The sequence below is a fragment of the Nocardia barduliensis genome, from assembly GCF_013315795.1.
Lineage (GTDB): Bacteria > Actinomycetota > Actinomycetes > Mycobacteriales > Mycobacteriaceae > Nocardia > Nocardia barduliensis.
Genome location: NZ_JABLTE010000048.1, coordinates 39239 through 54928, shown reverse-complemented (window position 1 = coordinate 54928; position 15690 = coordinate 39239). Strand labels below are relative to the sequence as shown.

12 protein-coding genes are annotated in these 15690 nt (G+C 69.7%); 11 read left to right on the top strand and 1 reads right to left on the bottom strand.

Annotated elements, in window-relative coordinates:
* The first annotated feature begins 750 nt into the window (after nucleotides 1-750).
* The 9 genes from HOV91_RS21230 (at nucleotide 751) to HOV91_RS21190 (ending at nucleotide 10760) form a co-directional block, all read left to right on the top strand.
* Nucleotides 751-1260: a hypothetical protein gene (locus HOV91_RS21230; protein WP_174187157.1), complete on the top strand. Its 510-nt coding sequence runs from the start codon at nucleotides 751-753 to the stop codon at nucleotides 1258-1260.
* An 11-nt stretch (nucleotides 1261-1271) separates the two neighbouring features.
* Nucleotides 1272-2906, top strand: coding sequence for a hypothetical protein (locus tag HOV91_RS21225; protein WP_174187156.1), 1635 nt, complete (start codon nucleotides 1272-1274; stop codon nucleotides 2904-2906).
* A 46-nt stretch (nucleotides 2907-2952) separates the two neighbouring features.
* A complete protein-coding gene (locus HOV91_RS21220) occupies nucleotides 2953-4425 on the top strand; it encodes a PPE domain-containing protein (protein WP_174187155.1) in 1473 nt (490 codons plus the stop codon).
* A 22-nt stretch (nucleotides 4426-4447) separates the two neighbouring features.
* Nucleotides 4448-4786: a YbaB/EbfC family nucleoid-associated protein gene (locus HOV91_RS21215; RefSeq protein ID WP_174187154.1), complete on the top strand. Its 339-nt coding sequence runs from the start codon at nucleotides 4448-4450 to the stop codon at nucleotides 4784-4786.
* A complete protein-coding gene (locus HOV91_RS21210) occupies nucleotides 4783-5508 on the top strand; it encodes a hypothetical protein (RefSeq protein WP_174187153.1) in 726 nt (241 codons plus the stop codon). Before HOV91_RS21215 ends, HOV91_RS21210 begins: the two co-directional genes overlap by 4 nt.
* Entirely contained in the window at nucleotides 5505-5870 is a 366-nt protein-coding gene (locus HOV91_RS21205; RefSeq protein ID WP_246350499.1) for a hypothetical protein, read from the top strand. The genes HOV91_RS21210 and HOV91_RS21205 overlap by 4 nt, the downstream gene beginning before the upstream one ends.
* Nucleotides 5871-5907: 37 nt before the next feature.
* Entirely contained in the window at nucleotides 5908-6228 is a 321-nt protein-coding gene (locus HOV91_RS21200; protein ID WP_174187152.1) for a hypothetical protein, read from the top strand.
* Between the two features lie 7 nt (nucleotides 6229-6235).
* Nucleotides 6236-8764 (top strand): hypothetical protein, encoded by a 2529-nt coding sequence (locus HOV91_RS21195; RefSeq protein WP_174187151.1) that lies wholly within the window; start codon nucleotides 6236-6238, stop codon nucleotides 8762-8764.
* 79 nt (nucleotides 8765-8843) lie between these two features.
* The gene (locus HOV91_RS21190) at nucleotides 8844-10760 is read left to right on the top strand and encodes a type VII secretion target (protein WP_174187150.1); all 1917 of its coding nucleotides are present in this window, start codon (nucleotides 8844-8846) and stop codon (nucleotides 10758-10760) included.
* Nucleotides 10761-11198: 438 nt separating this feature from the next.
* On the opposite strand, the gene HOV91_RS21185 is transcribed toward HOV91_RS21190, so the two are convergent.
* Nucleotides 11199-12302: a hypothetical protein gene (locus HOV91_RS21185; RefSeq protein WP_174187149.1), complete on the bottom strand. Its 1104-nt coding sequence runs from the start codon at nucleotides 12300-12302 to the stop codon at nucleotides 11199-11201.
* Between the two features lie 177 nt (nucleotides 12303-12479).
* Here HOV91_RS21185 and HOV91_RS21180 point away from each other — a divergent pair, with 177 nt between their 5' ends.
* Both HOV91_RS21180 and HOV91_RS21175 read left to right on the top strand, forming a co-directional pair.
* Entirely contained in the window at nucleotides 12480-13427 is a 948-nt protein-coding gene (locus tag HOV91_RS21180; RefSeq protein WP_174187148.1) for a C40 family peptidase, read from the top strand.
* 27 nt (nucleotides 13428-13454) lie between these two features.
* Nucleotides 13455-15125 carry a WXG100 family type VII secretion target gene (locus tag HOV91_RS21175; protein ID WP_174187147.1) on the top strand — a complete coding sequence of 557 codons (1671 nt, stop codon included), beginning with the start codon at nucleotides 13455-13457 and terminating at the stop codon, nucleotides 15123-15125.
* Nucleotides 15126-15690: the final 565 nt, after the last annotated feature.

Genomic DNA, 15690 nt, shown 5'->3' with positions numbered 1-15690 from the left:
CCACACCCTCCGACCGCGGCGCCACCACACCACCCGGCACACCCTCACCCGGCGCAACCACACCAGCCGGAGGCTCAACCGGCACAGACTGACCCGGCGAAGGCTGACCAGGCTGAGGCTGACCAGGAACACCGGGCGGACCGGAGTGACTCGGCGGAGCGGAAACAGCCGGGGGGCCAGCGCTACTCGGCTGAGCAGGCGCGGCAGTGCCCGGCTGGCCGGGGGCGGACGGAGCCGCGGGTTGGCCGGGTACGGGCGTTCCCGGCCGTCTCTGTTCCGGACGGCTCGACCACGGAGTCACCGGCCCTTGCTGTTGCTCCTCCGCCGAACCCGGCTCTCCTGCTTCTCCCTCGACCTCCGCGGGCCAGATTTCAGCGCTGGTCATGACCCATCCTCAGCGGTCGGCGCAATAGACGGGCGGATGCCATCGGGGCGGCACGTTCGAGCGACCGGCGACGGAGATTCATCCGCTGCTCCCTTCTGCTCGCTCGCCGTCGGCTGGAAAATAGCTGGCGGCCCGGGCAATTCGCGCACGTCAGTGTATGTCTTCGAGGATCATCCTGACCGGTACGGTCAGGGCCGCGCTTCCCGTCATTGGGAATCCTCGACAATGGTGGTGTCGAGAGGAACCCCGAGCATGGTCGATGTGCAGCCGCAGACCACGGTCGCCCCATCGCGTCAACCTGCGGCGGCGACAGTGTCCGGCTGGGCTCGATAGAAACTCGCTGCGCGTCGAATAGGTGAAATCGCATGGGCTTGTTCGGTCTCGAATGGAAAGACGTCGTCTCCGGCGTAGCCAGCGGCGTGGGGTTCGCGTTCGGTGGTCCGGTCGGCTCCGCGATACTCGGCGGTGCGGTCAGTGGCATCTGGACCGGCATCGAAAGAGGTTCCTTCTCAGAGGGCTTGCAGGCCGGCTTGGTCGGCGCTGCCTTCAGTGCGATACCCGGTGGCGTGGTCGGTGGCGCGACGAAGGGCATCGCCGGCGGCGGCCTCAAGGCGTTGGGGCAGAGTTTCCGAGACGTCCCCGATCTCCTGAGTAAGAAAGCGAATCTGGGCGGACTGGGCGATCGATTGGCTTTCTCCAGAGCCCACATGAACAGACTCGGTGCCGGAGCGCTGACCGCGGGCCTCGGCAACGCCTTGGCCAGCAGAGGATACGACGTCATCCATCCCAAACCGGGCGAGCCCGCGAAGGTGTACGAGAAAACGCTGCCGACCAAGATCCTCAATGATTCGACGACATTCGACCTCAGCGCCTGAGGAGCAGTTCTGTGGAAATGCACCTGATGCTGATGCCCGATCGGGCAGCGATACGGGCGGGTAATTACCCTCCTGCGTGGGTTCACTCGCCGTTCACCGAAAGTCGTTTCAAAGAGTTCTACCTATTCTTCAAAGACGGTTACGCCAGTCTGGGCAAAGATGCCACGGCAGACGAGGTGCCGAAGGCGCCGGAGGTTGCCCAGGTCGCACCGTCGAACGCTCTCGGTAGTTTTCAGGACTACGCGACGGTGGCCGTGCAGCTCCAGCAAGCCTACCGGAATGTTCACGACACGCTGGACGCCATGGTGAAGAAGTCGGTGAAGGACTCCGCCAAATGGTCCGATACGGGGCAGCGGAAAATCAATCTCGTGATCGACGAGAAAGTCGTCCCGATGGCGGCCAAAACTCCGACCGACGGATTCAAAATCGATGACCATCACTGGCTCTGGATCATCGCCGCGTGCAACACCGCGAGCACCGAACTGGAGAATATCTCCAAGGAGCAGGGCGGCGTCGCAAAGGATATCGACGATCAGACCGCGCGAATCAAAGAGCTGGAAGCGACCATAAAGAAGCTGGAGGCGGCGTCGAAGGATCCGGCGTCGTATCCGCCGCCCGTCGGCACGACGAACTATCCACCTGCCGACACGACGACTCCTCCGAGCGTGGACAGTACCCTGCCTCCCGGCTTGGACGGTTTGGACGGCCTGGACGATCCGGGCAACTCGGATCTGACGCCGCCCGGTCTGACCGACATCCCCGGTACGGACACCCCCGGCCAGAACGGCCAGACACCCGGCGGTCTCGACGGCATCCCGACCACCCCGGGTACGACGACGCCGACAACGCCTTCCGCTCCGGTGACCCCCGTCTCGTCGCCGATGGGCTCCGGCATGGATCTGATGAGTTCCATGCTGCCGATGATGATGCAGCAGGCGATGATGCGGAACATGGCCGACCAGGACCTGAACAACCGCAGGGAGGAACTGGATCCGCGCCGCTTCGAGGACGAGATGGACCCGGTGTCCCCGCCGCCGGTCGCGCCGCCGGTCACGGCGCAGCCCGCTACGGTGCAGCCTTCGACGACGGCTCCGGCGCCGCAGCACAGCGGGGCGCCCACCGGCGCAGCGCCTTCCACGCAGCCCGCGGGGGCGCCGGGCCGTACGCCGGGGGCGGACGGCAGCGTGATCTACACCTTCCCCGACGGGCGCACGCAGAAGGTGTCCGCGATGGTCGCCCAGGCGCTCGACGGGGCGTTCGGCAACGCCAGCGGCACCGACGCGCAGAAGGCGTACGAGAAGACGCCGGCGAAGTGGTCGGACAAGAAGCAGATCGGCGACCGCGTCGATCCCTACCAGCTGATGACCGGAGACGTCGCCACGTGGGACAAGCGCACCGCGATCCTGGTGGTGTTCGGCTCCGAGGAGGGTGGCACGCTGGAGGCCGTCGTCAACGGCGAGCTGAAACCGTTCACTCCGGAGATGTCCGACAGCGCGGGTGAATTCGGTCAGTTCTCCGGATTCGTCCACCCGAAGGGCATCGAGTTGACCGCGCCGGCGGACGGGGGCGCGCCCCCGGCGACGCCGGGCTCGGCCGATCAGTCCGCGGCCGCGGCAATGCCGGTTGTCGCGGCACCCGCGGGCTGATCGCGCGAGCGAGTGCGGTGGCGGCAGATGAGGAGAGGAGGTCGCGATGGCGCTGAATGTGGATCCGCAGGAACTCGTCGCTGCGGCGTCGAAGCTCGCCGCGATGGCGCGCGATACCGGGGCGGCGCTGCCGGGCGGATGGGTCGTGCCCGCGGGAGCTGACCCGATATCGGCCGCCGCGGTACCGCAGCTCAACGCCCATGCGGCGTCGTTGTTCAACGGCATGGCCGATGTCCTCACCGATATCCAGCGCACCGCGTACAACATCGGCGCGGCCGCCGTGGATTACACCGCCGCCGACGACCGCGGCGCCCGCACCATCAACGGCAGCGGCGGCGATATCCTCGGCAATCCGGTCGGCGAAGTGCAGGAGATCGGACCGCGACGCCCGCCCGCTCTCCGGTTCCCCGTCGCGGGTGGCGCCGTCGATCCGTTGACCTTCGCCCAGCAGCTGCACTCGGGTCCCGGCCCCGGGGCGGCGAAGGGATTCGCGGACGCGCTGCGCAAGTTCGCCGGTGGCCCGCATCTCGCGGCCATCGACGGCGTGAACTCCGCGGCGAAGACCATGCAGCACTGGGAGCCGGTCGGCGCCGCCGCGTCGGCGGAACTCGGCCAGCGTCGCGGGTGGCTCGATCAGCTCGGCACCGGCCTCGGCCTGCTGGCCGACGGAATCGACACCTACAGCGACGCCTTCCGGACGGCGAAGGCGAAACATCCCACGCCGGAGGAGATCATCGCCGCGCGCAAGGAGCTGATCGCGGCGATGCGCTCCAAGAACGAAGTCGGCATCCAGGCCGCCCTGGCGAAATTCAACGAACAGAACGCCCGTTCGGCCGAGACGATCACCGGTTACTCGACCGAGGTGGGTTCGAAGGTCGGCGCAGGCGAGGGCGCGGCCGAGGGCAACGGCAGCGGTAAGGGCAACGGCGGCGACAGCAACGCGCTGAGCCAGATGCTGCCCGCCCTGATGAGCGCGATGGCCTCGGCCGGAATGCCGCTGAGCCAGCTCGCGCAGTCGGACGCGGCCGAGGCGTACGACGACTACGGCCTCGACGAATACGGATACGACGACCTCGGCATCCCGAGCGGCCTCGGCACCGGCAGCCCGAGCGGGATGCCGGTCGGCAGCCCGGGTGCCGGCATCCCGGATGTGGACGCCGCAACCATTCAGGCGAGCGCCTTGCCCGTTGCCGCGGCGGCCAGCCTGGGTTCCGGCATGCCGCGCACCTCGGTGATCGATCCCCTCGGCTCGTCCTCGGCGGCCAACGCCGCCGCCGCGCGCGGCGCCGGTGCGCCGATGATGCCGTACATGCCGATGGCGCCCGGTGCGGGCAACGGGGGTGGCAACAACGAACGCAACCGGGTCGTGGCGTGGCATCCCGACCGCTTGATGTACGTCGACGACACACCGCACACCGAAGCGGTGATCGGCGAGCGGCCCACCATCGCGCCGACGGTGACCCCGCCGACACCGACGCCGAGCAACCAGTCCCCGACCCAACCCGGAGGTAACGCATGAGTGAGCACAGCGAGGTGGAGTCGTGAGTGCCATCCACCCGGATGTGCAGGCGGCCCTGGACGCAGCGCGCGATCTGCGGCATCGGATCGCCGAGATGCGGGAGAAGATCGACAACATCCGCGCCCGCAGGCCCTCGCCGAGCGGCGCGGTCATCCCGGAGGTCGACGCCATGGGCAGGCTGACCGATCTGTATCTGGCTCCGGGTACCGCCGCGCGGCTCACCTGCCCCGAACTGGTCGCCGAGATCATGTCCGCGATCCGGGAGAGCACCGCCGACGCCGCGCGGCAGTACCAGAGCGTCATGGAGACTCCCGTCGACGAAATCCAGCCCACCGCTGCCGTTTCCGGGCAGGGCGGATGACCGAGCCGGCCCCGGAGGTCACCGTCGCGGACACGGTGCGGTGGCTGCACGACGAGGGGCTGGTCCGGCTGGCCGGAGTGGCGGACGGCATTTCGGAGACGATCGTGGCCTACACGATCGACATAGCCACCGGAACGGTGTCCGCGCACCCCGCGACCGGCGGCGGGGTCGGTGCGGACGTGGTGTCCCTGGCCGCGGACGACCTGCCGTACCCGGTGGGCACCGCACGGCGGCTCGTGGTCGTCGGGGTCACGACCGCGGATTCGGTGCTCGTGATCGATTTGGCGGCGACCCTCACGATCGCGATCAACGCCGACCGTCCCGCGCAGGCGGCCCGCTCCTGGGTGTTGCAGCTGTTGCTGAATCCCGAGGTCACCATCACCACCAACAGCGCCGACGTCGCGATCGGCACCAGTGCGCGGCTGCGGCAGAGTTTCATTCCTGGCGGCGGCGCGACCCTGGTCAACGTCGACGACGGCAGGCCGCCGGTCACCGCGGTGACCTTGAACGCGACCACGGAAGGTCCCGATCATCTGGACGTCGCGCCGGACGGCACCGGCGAGATGTATCTCGGTGCTCGGTTCTGGCAGTTGCGCCAAGTCATGCGCATCGAGGACGCGGCCTGGTCCGTGCTTGCGGCCCGCTTGGAGTCCGCGGTCGACGACGTCGACAATCCCTTCAATCCGCCATCCGGCGAACGATTCTCGGAGAGCAACCGATGACCGACATGCACGCGATCGATGTGGACGACTTCGACGACGAGGAACTCGATACGCCGCCACCGGACTGGCGAAACCTGACCTACGAGGTGTTCAACCCCGATCACACCGTCGGCGTCGGATGCGACCGGGACGGGGAGATCATCGGTCTGTACATCACCGACGACGCGCGCGACAACGGAGACGAGTGGTTGGCGTCCCAGATCGTGCGGCTCGCGCGACTGGCGCACGCGAAGTCGCGCGTGGGTCTGCGGGCCGAGATGGAGTACAAGGGCACCCGCCCCTACACGATCGACTCGTTCGATCTTCCGACCGAGGCTTCCTACCGCGCCATGGAGGAAGCCGAGTTCCGGCGCGACACCTGAGTGCCGAATCCGCCGCACGGCGAGACAGGACAGCGACATGACCGACAAGTTCGACACCGACGACCCGCACGAGGTGGTCGCCGCCGCGCACAAGTTCCGCACCGCGATCACGACGATCGGCGGTCAAGTCGAAACGATCTCCGGCGGCTTCGTCGCGCCCCGGCGACCCGAATCGGAGATCGATCGGCGACTGGTGACGCATGTGCAGTGGATGAAGACCACTTTCGAGCGCGCCGTACGGTCCAACGGCCGTCGTGTGGACGCGACGACGCAGTTCACCACCCAGGCCTCCTACACCCACGGCGAGGCCGATCGCGCGGGCGCCGCCGCGGTGCGCCGCCGCACCGAATCCATCTGACCCGCTGATGGAGCCGGAGCGCAACAGTCCGTACTGGGACCAGATCGTCGGCGACAACTGGCCGGTGATCTCGCCCGGGGACTGGAGTGCGCTGGAACGCCGGGCGCGCGACGGCGCGGCGGCGTTGGACCTGCTCGACGCCGACAGCAAACGCCGCGACTTCGACGAACGGGCCCGTTCCAGTGCCGGTCTGCAACCGGTCAAGGACGACATGCTGCGGCAGCGGGCGAATCCGCAGGCGTTCGCCGACGCGCTGGAGGCCGCCGCCGACACCTTCCGGGACTTCTCCGACCTGGTGTATCGGACCCGCAACAAGATCCTGGACATCGTCGAGGAGACCACCGCGCAGGTCAACAGGACCAAACGCGCGGCAGCCGCGGAGGATGACGAATCCGACGCCCAGGCCATCCGCAGCCGTATCCCCGGCATGATCGCCGCTGCGCGGGACGCGGTGGAGGACGTTGTCCGGGCCGCGCTGAACTCGATCAGCCCGCAGGGTTTGCCCAGCCTGGGGCTGATCGCCGACGCGCTGGGACAGCCGGGACCATGGGCTCCCGGGCACAACGGTGCGGACGATCACGGACAGCACCGGCCCGCGACCGACCACTCCGGCAACCCGCGTCAGGACGGACCGAAGGACCCGCACCGGCCGGCCGATGTTCCGTTCCCGGTGCCGCCGCAGGTCGTGGCCGACGATCCGGTCGTCGACCCGGTCGGCCAGCTCCCGCCCGGCGACGATCTCGGCGAGCGTCCGAATCAGCTTCCCACGCAGGACATTTCCGCTGGCCCGCCGTCGACGGGCCCGGACACCGACCAGTACACGCCGGGTGGGCCGACGACCATCCCCGTCGGCAACACGCCCGGCGCGGCGCCCCAGGACGGACCGGGCATGCCCGCCGTGAGCGGCGGGCCGCGCGCGCCGGTGACGGACCCCGAGCCGGTGGCTTCGGGCCGGGATGTCCAGGCGGACGACGACCATCGGGGAGCGCCGGGCCCGGAAGAACGGGATCCGGACGAACGCGATCCGGTGGGAAGCGATCCGGATGCCTCGGCGGAGCGAACCGAGTCCGTGAGCGAGGACCGGCCGACGACCGCTCCGGCGGCGGAATCGACCGACGCGACCGGTGCCGAACGATATGCCACTTCCTCCGCGCCGATGGCGGACCCGACCGCCGCGGTGCCTTACATCCTTCCGCCGCCCGTCGTGACGCCGCCGCCCGCTTTCACGCCGCAGGCTCCGGCCGCGTCGGTCAACCCGGCCGGACCGGCGGTCTCCGCCCCGGCGGCACAGGCGGGTTCGCCCCCGCCGCAGGTGCAGGCCAAGCAGGCCGCGGCCCCCGGCGAAGCACGCGCAGCCGCCGTCGCGCCCAAGGTCACGGCGGCGAGTTCGGGGCCGCCTCCCGGATCCGCCGGAGCCGTCAAGGCGCCGCCGCCGGAGCGGGGCGAGCAGCGGGCCGACGCCGGACGGGCGGAGGACGACGGCAGCGACGAATCGATCCGCAACGTGGTGGGTGCGGCCATGACCTCGGCCGCCGCCCCGGCATTCGTCCTGGGTGAGCGGGTGGACGGCGACTTGGTGCTGGCCCGCACGCTGCTCAGCGGCATCCTGGCCGCAGGGGGCGACGCGGTCCTCGGCCTCGGCTGGGCGGTGTCGGTGATGCGCCATCCGAGCGGGATCAGCGCGTTCGTCACCTCGAACGAGGGACGCGGCTGGATGCCCGCGGGCATCCACCTGCCGCGGGAGATGTCCACACCCTGGGTCTGGGATGTTTCCGAGGCGGCGTGGGAGGGGGTCGCCGACCCCGCGCGTGTGCTCGCGGAATTCGGAATCGCCTGGGGGCGTAAGTCCGGTGCCCGGCTGACCGCCGTCGTCTCGTCGGAGGACATCGACGCCGAGTTGCGACGACAGCTGGGCGACGTGCCGATCGAAGGCTCGGTGGCCGCTTCCGCGGCGATGGACTTCAGCGCGCCGCGGCCGAGTCTGGTCGACCGCCTCGAACTGGTCGGGGCTCCCGCGCTGGTGCAGCGAGCCGTGGCCGCGCCGGAGGCGGAGATCGGCACGCGACGCTGGGAGTTGGCCTCGGACGCGCACGTTCGTCTCCAGCAGGCCGGTCTGGGTTCTCCGGCCGCGCTGGGCGCGCCCGCGGCACGCGAGCGGATCCTCACCGCGCTGCGGCAGCGACGCGAGGTGCCGCAGGAGTGGTGGGAGGAACTCCGGGACGCCGACGACCTGCTCACCGCGACGATGCTGGCGCGGCGTGCGGATGTGTCCAGGGTCGCGTTGGGCGAGTTGCGCGCCGACCAGTCCGACGCCCGGTACGCGTCGGAGATGAACGCCCTGCGCGCCATGGTCTTCGAGCGGCGCTGCGACGAACTCGTGCTGCTGCTGGCCGAGGCCGCTACGCGCCAGAGCCTGCGCGACGCGATGTACGCGCACGCGCAGATCGTGGGCCACCCCGCGTTCGTCGCACCGGCTCCCGGCCCGGCCGCCGATCCGGTTCGCCGTCCGACCATCACGGCTGGTCCTGGTCGCTGAGCTGAAAGGAACGCGCTCCCCACTCCTGGGAAGGATCGACAATATGGGGGACGTGTGGCGGGAAAGGATCTGATCGAGCATGCCGAACAGCATGGAAATCGACCCTGCGGTTTTGCGTCAGCTGGCCGACCAACACGACCGGGTCGCGCGCGATACCAGAGAGTGGGCCAAACCCCCTGCGGACTGGCTCGCGAACTTCCTGCCCACCTACGGCAAGATCGCCTATCCGGTGTACGAAGCGCTGGAGCGGTACTACGACGCCCGGCAGCGCGCGGGCGAGGCGCTGGCCAGCGAACACGACCGCACCGCTGACTCGCTGCGCGCGTCCGCGGCCGCCTACGAGCAATCCGACGAGGACTTCGCCTCGCACATCCGGCAGGTGGGCGGCGTCACGGATCAACCGTCCCCGACGATGCCGGTCGCGACCTCCCCCGATTCGTTCGGTCCTGGCGTCCCCGCGCAACCGGTCGCTTCCCTGCCCGGCGACGGTCCGGTGCAGGCCGGTCCTACTTCGGCGGGTCCCACACCCACATCGGCAGGCCCCGACGGCACCCAGAACAACCCGCTCGGTACTTCGCCCGGCGGTCCGAACGGAGCGTCGCCGACGGGCACCGGTGCGCCCGGCGCGACCGCCGCGACGGACCCGGCGGGCACCAACGGCACCGGCACGCCGAACGCGCCGGGAACGACCACACCGGGCGGGCCGTCGAATACCGGCGTGACGGCGCCCTCGTCGGCGGGCATGCCGCCGACCGGCGTCGGACCGCTCAACGCGGGCCCGGACGACCGAGGCGCCACGCAGCCGCCCAGCGGCGCGACGGGCCGGGGAGACCTGCCGCCCATGCCGGTGCCGGTCGCGAGCCCGTTCGCCGCCGCCGTCGCCTCGGCGAAGGACAAGGAGGCCGAACCCGCGTACGTGGTGGGCAGCCAGGTGAACGACGACCTGGTCCTGGCCAGGACGCTGCTCGGCAGTGTGCTCGCCGCCGTGGATTCCCCGGTGGGCATGGCCTGGTCGGTGGCGGTGCTGCGCGGCCCGGGGGGAACGGGCGTCTTCATCACGTCGAACGAAGGCCGTGGCTGGTTGCCTGCCGGATTGTTCCTGCCGCGTGAGGTCTCCACCCCGTGGAACTGGGACGAGTTGCTCACCGCCGACGACGGCAGCGGCTCGCCGTGGGAGGGGGTCACCGATCCGGCGCGTGTGTTGGCGGAATTCGGTCTGGCCTGGGGCGCCAAGGCGAACGCGCAATTGTCGGCGCTCGTGTCCTCCGGACCGATCGACCCGGGTTTGCGTTCCCGATTCGCCGACGCGGCGATGGAAGGGCTCGTCGGTCCGTCCTACGACGTCGACCTGCGCGAATTCACACCCGATACGGCCGACCGGCTCGGTCTCACCGGTTCGATAGCGGGCCTGGAACATGTCTCGGCGGTACCGGACGCGCAGGTCCGCTCCCGCTGCGTGGAGCTCGCCGCGGACGCGCACGGCCAGGTCGGCCGCTCCGGGTCGGTACCCGCCGAAGCCGCCACCTCGCGCCGGGTCCGGGAACGGATTCTGGCCGAGGTCCAGGCCGGAAAGCCGGTGCCGCGCGAACTGTGGGAAGAACTGCGCGACGCCGACGATCTGCTGGCGGCCTCGATGCTCGGGCAGCGGGTCGACGTGGGCCGGGTGGAGATCGGGCAGCTGCGGCTGGACGCCGGAGTCTCCCCGTTGCGCAGCATGGTCTTCGAACGCCGCTGCAACGAATTGGTGCTGCTGCTGGCGGACGAGCCGAGCAGGCAGACGCTGCGCGACGCCGTCTACGCGCACGAACAGATCACGCTGCACCCGCAGTTCGTCTCCACACCGGCGCCCGTGTCCACCACCGTGGCGCCCGAGCGGGTCGCCCGGCCCGCTACGGCTCCGGCGGTCGCCGCACCGGAGGTCGCCGGAGGGCCGCCGCCCACCGTCGTGGTCGCGCCCTCGACACCGCCGCCGGTGGCCCGTCCGGAGCGGTCGTGAAAACCGCGCGCCGGTAGCGAATTCCGGCGCTCCGGGCCGTGGCGCGGCGTTTCCTTCCGCCGCGCCGCGACCCGGGCACCAGCGTCTTCCTAGAGCTCATCCTGCGGCCTGACCACGTGCCGGTACGGCACGCTTCCGTGGTGGACCGGCACTCGCTGACGGAAGGCGGCCACGGCCGCCCAGCAAGAGAAACGCGGCCAGTCTTCGAGCAAGAGAATAAGTATCGGCAGTGTGTCGCTGACGCCGACGTGTGCGGACAGACAGCATCGCTGTGCGCCTCGTGACCGCCGTGCCCGGCAGCGATGGGCGAGCGTGCGTTTCTACTGCACGTCGTGCACCGGAGCTACGCGATGAGCACTCGTGGCGGTCGTCAACTTACGAGGACGAGACCGCCACGTGGACAATGCCCCTCGCCGCCGGACGATAGGCCGCTCAGGGCTAGGCGTCGATGACGGGACTTGCTTCCTGATCCGGTTCTTCCTCGGCCGCCACATCCTGAGTGGTCCCGCTGCCCGGCCGGTCGGCCGAGGACACGTCCCTGGACCGCCGAACCGGAATCACGCCGGGTGCCACCGTGGTGGCCGGAGCCCCGTTCTGTTCGGCGGGAGGTGCGGTATTCGCGGCCGGGGCCGCGGTGACGCCGCCGGGCTCCGTGGCGGCCGGTTGCGCACCGGCCGGTTGCGCGTTCGGATCGCCGGGCGGCGGCGCGGCCGCGGGTTGATCGCCCGGCGGCGGTGCCTGGCCCGGCTGTCCGGGAGCGCCTCTCTGTTCGGCCTTCTCCGCCTTGTCGACCTTGTCCTCTTCGGCCTTCTGCAACATCTCGGGGATCTGGGAGATCAGCGGCATGGCCGCCATCGGCAGCATCGCGAGCATCGGCAACAGCGATGACAGTCCACCGTCGCCGCCGCCACTGCTGCCGCCGGCTGCGCCGCCCCCGTTGGATTGGCCTCCGCCGCCCCCTTTGCCTTTCCCGCCGCCGTTGGCCATGTCCTCGTTGAGGTCGGCGATGGCGGTGACCTTGTCGTATACCGCCTCCACGGCGGCGGCCACCGCTTTGAGCAGGGGAAGCTCTTGCGCGGGTTTGAGTTTGGCCTTGCCCGCCGCCTTCAGCTTGGTATTGAGCTCGGTCACGATGGTCTTGATCGACCGCAGGGCCTGTACCTGTTCGGCGGCTACCGTGACGGAGGTCTTGACCACCTTGTCGTCCATTTGCAGCAACTTCAGCTGCCTGGCCTCGACCTTGTCGATGGTTTTGCGGTATTCGTCGTCGGCCTCGCCTTTGCCGAGGGTTTCGTAGATCGCCGGCTTGAGCAGGTCGTCGACCTTCGGCGGGGGAGTGGTCATGCCACGGCCGAGGAGGTCGACGGCGGTCTGAATGGCGGTGTCCGCCAGCGCGATGAACGCGCGCAGCCCTTCCGAGGCGCCGGGCGGGCAGTGCAGGTCGACCAACCAGAAATGCTTGGCCTCGGCGGCCATACCGGCCAGCGGGCTGGACGCTACCGAAGCTGTCTTGGCTTTGGTTTCCGCCGCCGTTGGTGCCATACCGTCGCCACCGCCTCTCAGGAAGTCACATCCATTGTCAGGGCTTCCCGGATTTGGGAAGTGGCGCATAGTTCGATTACCCACCCAAGAATGGGAATACGACGGAATCTGTGCGGACGACACAATAACTGGAAAGTGTGAGAGGCGGTCGTTGATGAGCGATGGCGAGTCGGTCGGATGGCACCGGCACTGACGAACGACCTGGATGGAGTGCTCCGCTCGCTGCTCGCCCTGTACGGCGACGGCCAGCCCGCGGGCCAGGCGGCGAGCGCGACCCAAGCGCTGGCCGCCGATCTGCGTGCCCATTCCGGGGCGGTGGCGCTGCGGTACGGCGAGGCCCAGGGGATGCAGCTGTCGGTCGCGGAATCGCATGCGGGCAAAGACGGCATCGTGCGCAAAGCCGTTGGCGAATCCAGCGACGGAACGGTCAACGGCCGTGGCCGCCTGACCAACCACATCGCCGATTTCCAGGCGCGGATGCAGGCGATCGCCTCCGTGAGCGATACCCGCTTCAGCGGTCCCGCGCTGCTCGATGCCGCGCAGACCACCATCTCCAATGCCACGAAGCAGGTCGACGCCGATGTCGCCGCCGCACGCCAGCAGGCCGCGCAGATCATGCCGCCTGCCACGCCGCCGACCAGGCGGGCGCGCCACGGCGACGCACCGCGCCGACGGCGTCGCACGCGCTCCAGGTCCAGCTCCGCTTCCCGGCTGCGCCGCAACGGCAGGGTGCGCTCGGACGGGACGCTGGGCAGCAACGCGGTGCTCGCCGCCAGCAACTGGCTCGGCACGCCGTATGTGTGGGGCGGGGGCGGCGCCGGTGGGCCCACCGGAGGTGGATTCGACTGCTCGGGCCTCACGCAATACGCGATCGCCCAAGCCAGCAACGGCGAAGTGGTGTTGCCGCGAACCACCTACGAGCAGATCTACAGTGGGACCCGGGTGTCCGCCGACGACGTGCGCCCAGGTGACCTGGTGTTCCCCGCCGGATCGTTCAGTGCGCGAGGGCCGGAACACGTGCAGCTGGCCGCGGGCAACGGCATGGTCATCGAGGCGCCCTACACGGGTTCGACGGTGAAGTGGTCACGCATGCCGAGCGAGGCCGTCGTCGTGCGGGTGCTGTGACGCGGTGACCCGGGAGAGGATCACGGCGTGGCCATAGACATACCCAGCGAGGTCGCGCTCTTCCTCAACATCTGCGGCATTCCGTACCCGGACATCAACGAGGACGACGTGCGCGCCCTCGCAGGCCACGTCCGCACCTTCGCCGCGCAGGTGCAGGACACGCACGACTCCGCGACCGGCGTGATCGACCAGATGGGCGCTTTCTACTCGGGCGAGTCCTACCAGCAATTGGTGGCCACCTGGGCGAAAATGAGCGCCACCAACATGCGGCAGCTCGAGAGCGCGTGCGAGCTCGTCGGGCAGGCCCTCGAGGTGGCGGCGACCGTGATCACCGCGGTGAAGGTCGCCGTGCTCGCCGAACTCGCCGCGCTGGCCGCGGCCTACACCTCGATCATGCTGACCCCGCCGCTCGCGCCGTCCGCGCCCTTGGTGGCGGCCGCGGCGCGCCGGCTGTGCGAGCAGATGGTGCAGTACCTGGTCGGCTACATCGTCGCCGAAGTCATCGGCAAGGCGATCGAACCGCTCGAACAGGCCATCGGCGACATGGTCAACGGGCTGGTCTACGACGCCGCCCGCGACGCGCTCGACGTGCCGCCGTCGAACGGAACCAAAGCCCTGCACATCGACCCCGACGAGGTCCAGCGTTTCGCGAAGGTGCTCGACGATCACGCCGACGACATCATGCAGCACGCGGCGAACTTCGCCGAGAACGTCTCGAAACTCGACTTCACCACCGCGCCGCGCATCGACGAAGCGGCTCATCCCCCGGTGACCGGCCCCACCGTGCCGGACGCCGGGCTCCCCATCGGTCCCGCCGTGCGGCCGGACGAGTTCGCGTTCCGGCCGAACGGGAATCCCGAGGCACGCTTCGGTCCGGACCTACCGGTGGGATCGGGAAGTCCTGCCGGGAACAACACGCCCGACGCACGAGACCCGGTCGGCGCGAACGCGATCCGTGCTGGGGAACCGCCAGCGGATCGAACCGGGAACACGGGTGGTTCCCCGGTCGGCACCGCGGAGCAAGCGTCCCAGCAGGCCGCGGCAGCGGACCGGCATTCGACTTCGGACCCCGCGGCTGCGAAATCCCCGACTCCGGGCGCGGTCGCGAACACCCCGGACGCGGCTGCCGCGGAGCGCTCCGCCGGAATCGACACTCCGCGTTCGGTATCCGCGCCCGCGGCCTCCGAGATGGGGACGACGCTCGCCCGGGAGGCGGCGCTCACCGATTCGGCGCGACCGGCGTCCGACACGGCGGTGCGCCAACCCGGCTCGGCGTCCGATCCGGCTCCGTCCCTGGAGCAGTTGCCGGTCGAGGCTTCGATCGCGGGCAGTCCATCCAGCGTCGCGCCTCTCGCTCAGCAGGGTGCCGGGATGGCGGCCACCCCTTGGGGGCGCACCGGGCAGCAGGCAGCGGCGACGCCGAATCCGCAGCCGCTCAAGGCGGAACGCCCGGCGGCGATCGCGCCGAAAGTGCGTCGGCCCGCGGCCACCCCATGGGCGAAGGCGCGTCGCACCCGGGAGGTTCCCGCCGCGGTGCACGCTCCCGCCGCCGGGCGGCCACCGGTGCACGTGATCCGGGAGAAAGACGCGAAAGAAGGCGGCGCGGAGAACACCGGCCTGGCCGACGCGAAAGTCGCGCCGTCCGGAGTGACGGCCCCGCCATCCGATCGCACGGACCCGCCCGGTGCTCGCGGCTGACCGAAAACGTGCGCGGGTGGGAGAACGCGAAAAACCCATTCCCAAGCGCGGGAATGGGTTGCTGAGTCGAAGTGTCGACAGTGGTAAACGTAGTCACACCCGCACGGCGTCGGAACGCCTCGGGTGTCGCACCCCCACAACGGCCGGTGGCCTGCCGGTGCCACCGGCCGTTGCTTTTGGGTTCAGATCGTCGGGATGAGGGACCGGCGATCTGTGTTCAGACAGTACCCTCTTCTGTCGGAACGTTCAATAGTGTGCACCTAAATAGCGGCAAGAAATTTCCGGACCGGCTGTGACCTGCTGCGCGGCGGCTGGGGGACCGGATCGCGGCTGGCCAGCCGCCGCCGAAGGGGCCGTCTGCAGGCGGATGATTGCCGACCCCGCGGTAAACATACCGTTACATGACGGTACGTTCAAAACTGGCATGTGAGTCGGGTGTGCGGGGCGGGAGTGGGCCTCGAACGTGAGCCGGTGAGTTGCCCGAGACCGGCCGGGCGGAGCGGGTCGCGCGGAACGCGCCCTCGCTTCCCATTATTGGGAAGGCTCCGTGTCCGTGGCGTTACCC

What these genes read in the sequence shown, in the direction of transcription:
- HOV91_RS21205 (WP_246350499.1), top strand. Translation starts at nt 5,505, where the DNA reads ATGACCGACATGCACGCGATCGATGTGGACGACTTCGACGACGAGGAA.
- HOV91_RS21210 (WP_174187153.1), top strand. Translation starts at nt 4,783, where the DNA reads ATGACCGAGCCGGCCCCGGAGGTCACCGTCGCGGACACGGTGCGGTGG.
- HOV91_RS21185 (WP_174187149.1), bottom strand. Translation starts at nt 12,302, where the DNA reads ATGGCACCAACGGCGGCGGAAACCAAAGCCAAGACAGCTTCGGTAGCG.
- HOV91_RS21200 (WP_174187152.1), top strand. Translation starts at nt 5,908, where the DNA reads ATGACCGACAAGTTCGACACCGACGACCCGCACGAGGTGGTCGCCGCC.
- HOV91_RS21230 (WP_174187157.1), top strand. Translation starts at nt 751, where the DNA reads ATGGGCTTGTTCGGTCTCGAATGGAAAGACGTCGTCTCCGGCGTAGCC.
- HOV91_RS21220 (WP_174187155.1), top strand. Translation starts at nt 2,953, where the DNA reads ATGGCGCTGAATGTGGATCCGCAGGAACTCGTCGCTGCGGCGTCGAAG.
- HOV91_RS21195 (WP_174187151.1), top strand. Translation starts at nt 6,236, where the DNA reads ATGGAGCCGGAGCGCAACAGTCCGTACTGGGACCAGATCGTCGGCGAC.
- HOV91_RS21180 (WP_174187148.1), top strand. Translation starts at nt 12,480, where the DNA reads ATGGCACCGGCACTGACGAACGACCTGGATGGAGTGCTCCGCTCGCTG.
- HOV91_RS21190 (WP_174187150.1), top strand. Translation starts at nt 8,844, where the DNA reads ATGCCGAACAGCATGGAAATCGACCCTGCGGTTTTGCGTCAGCTGGCC.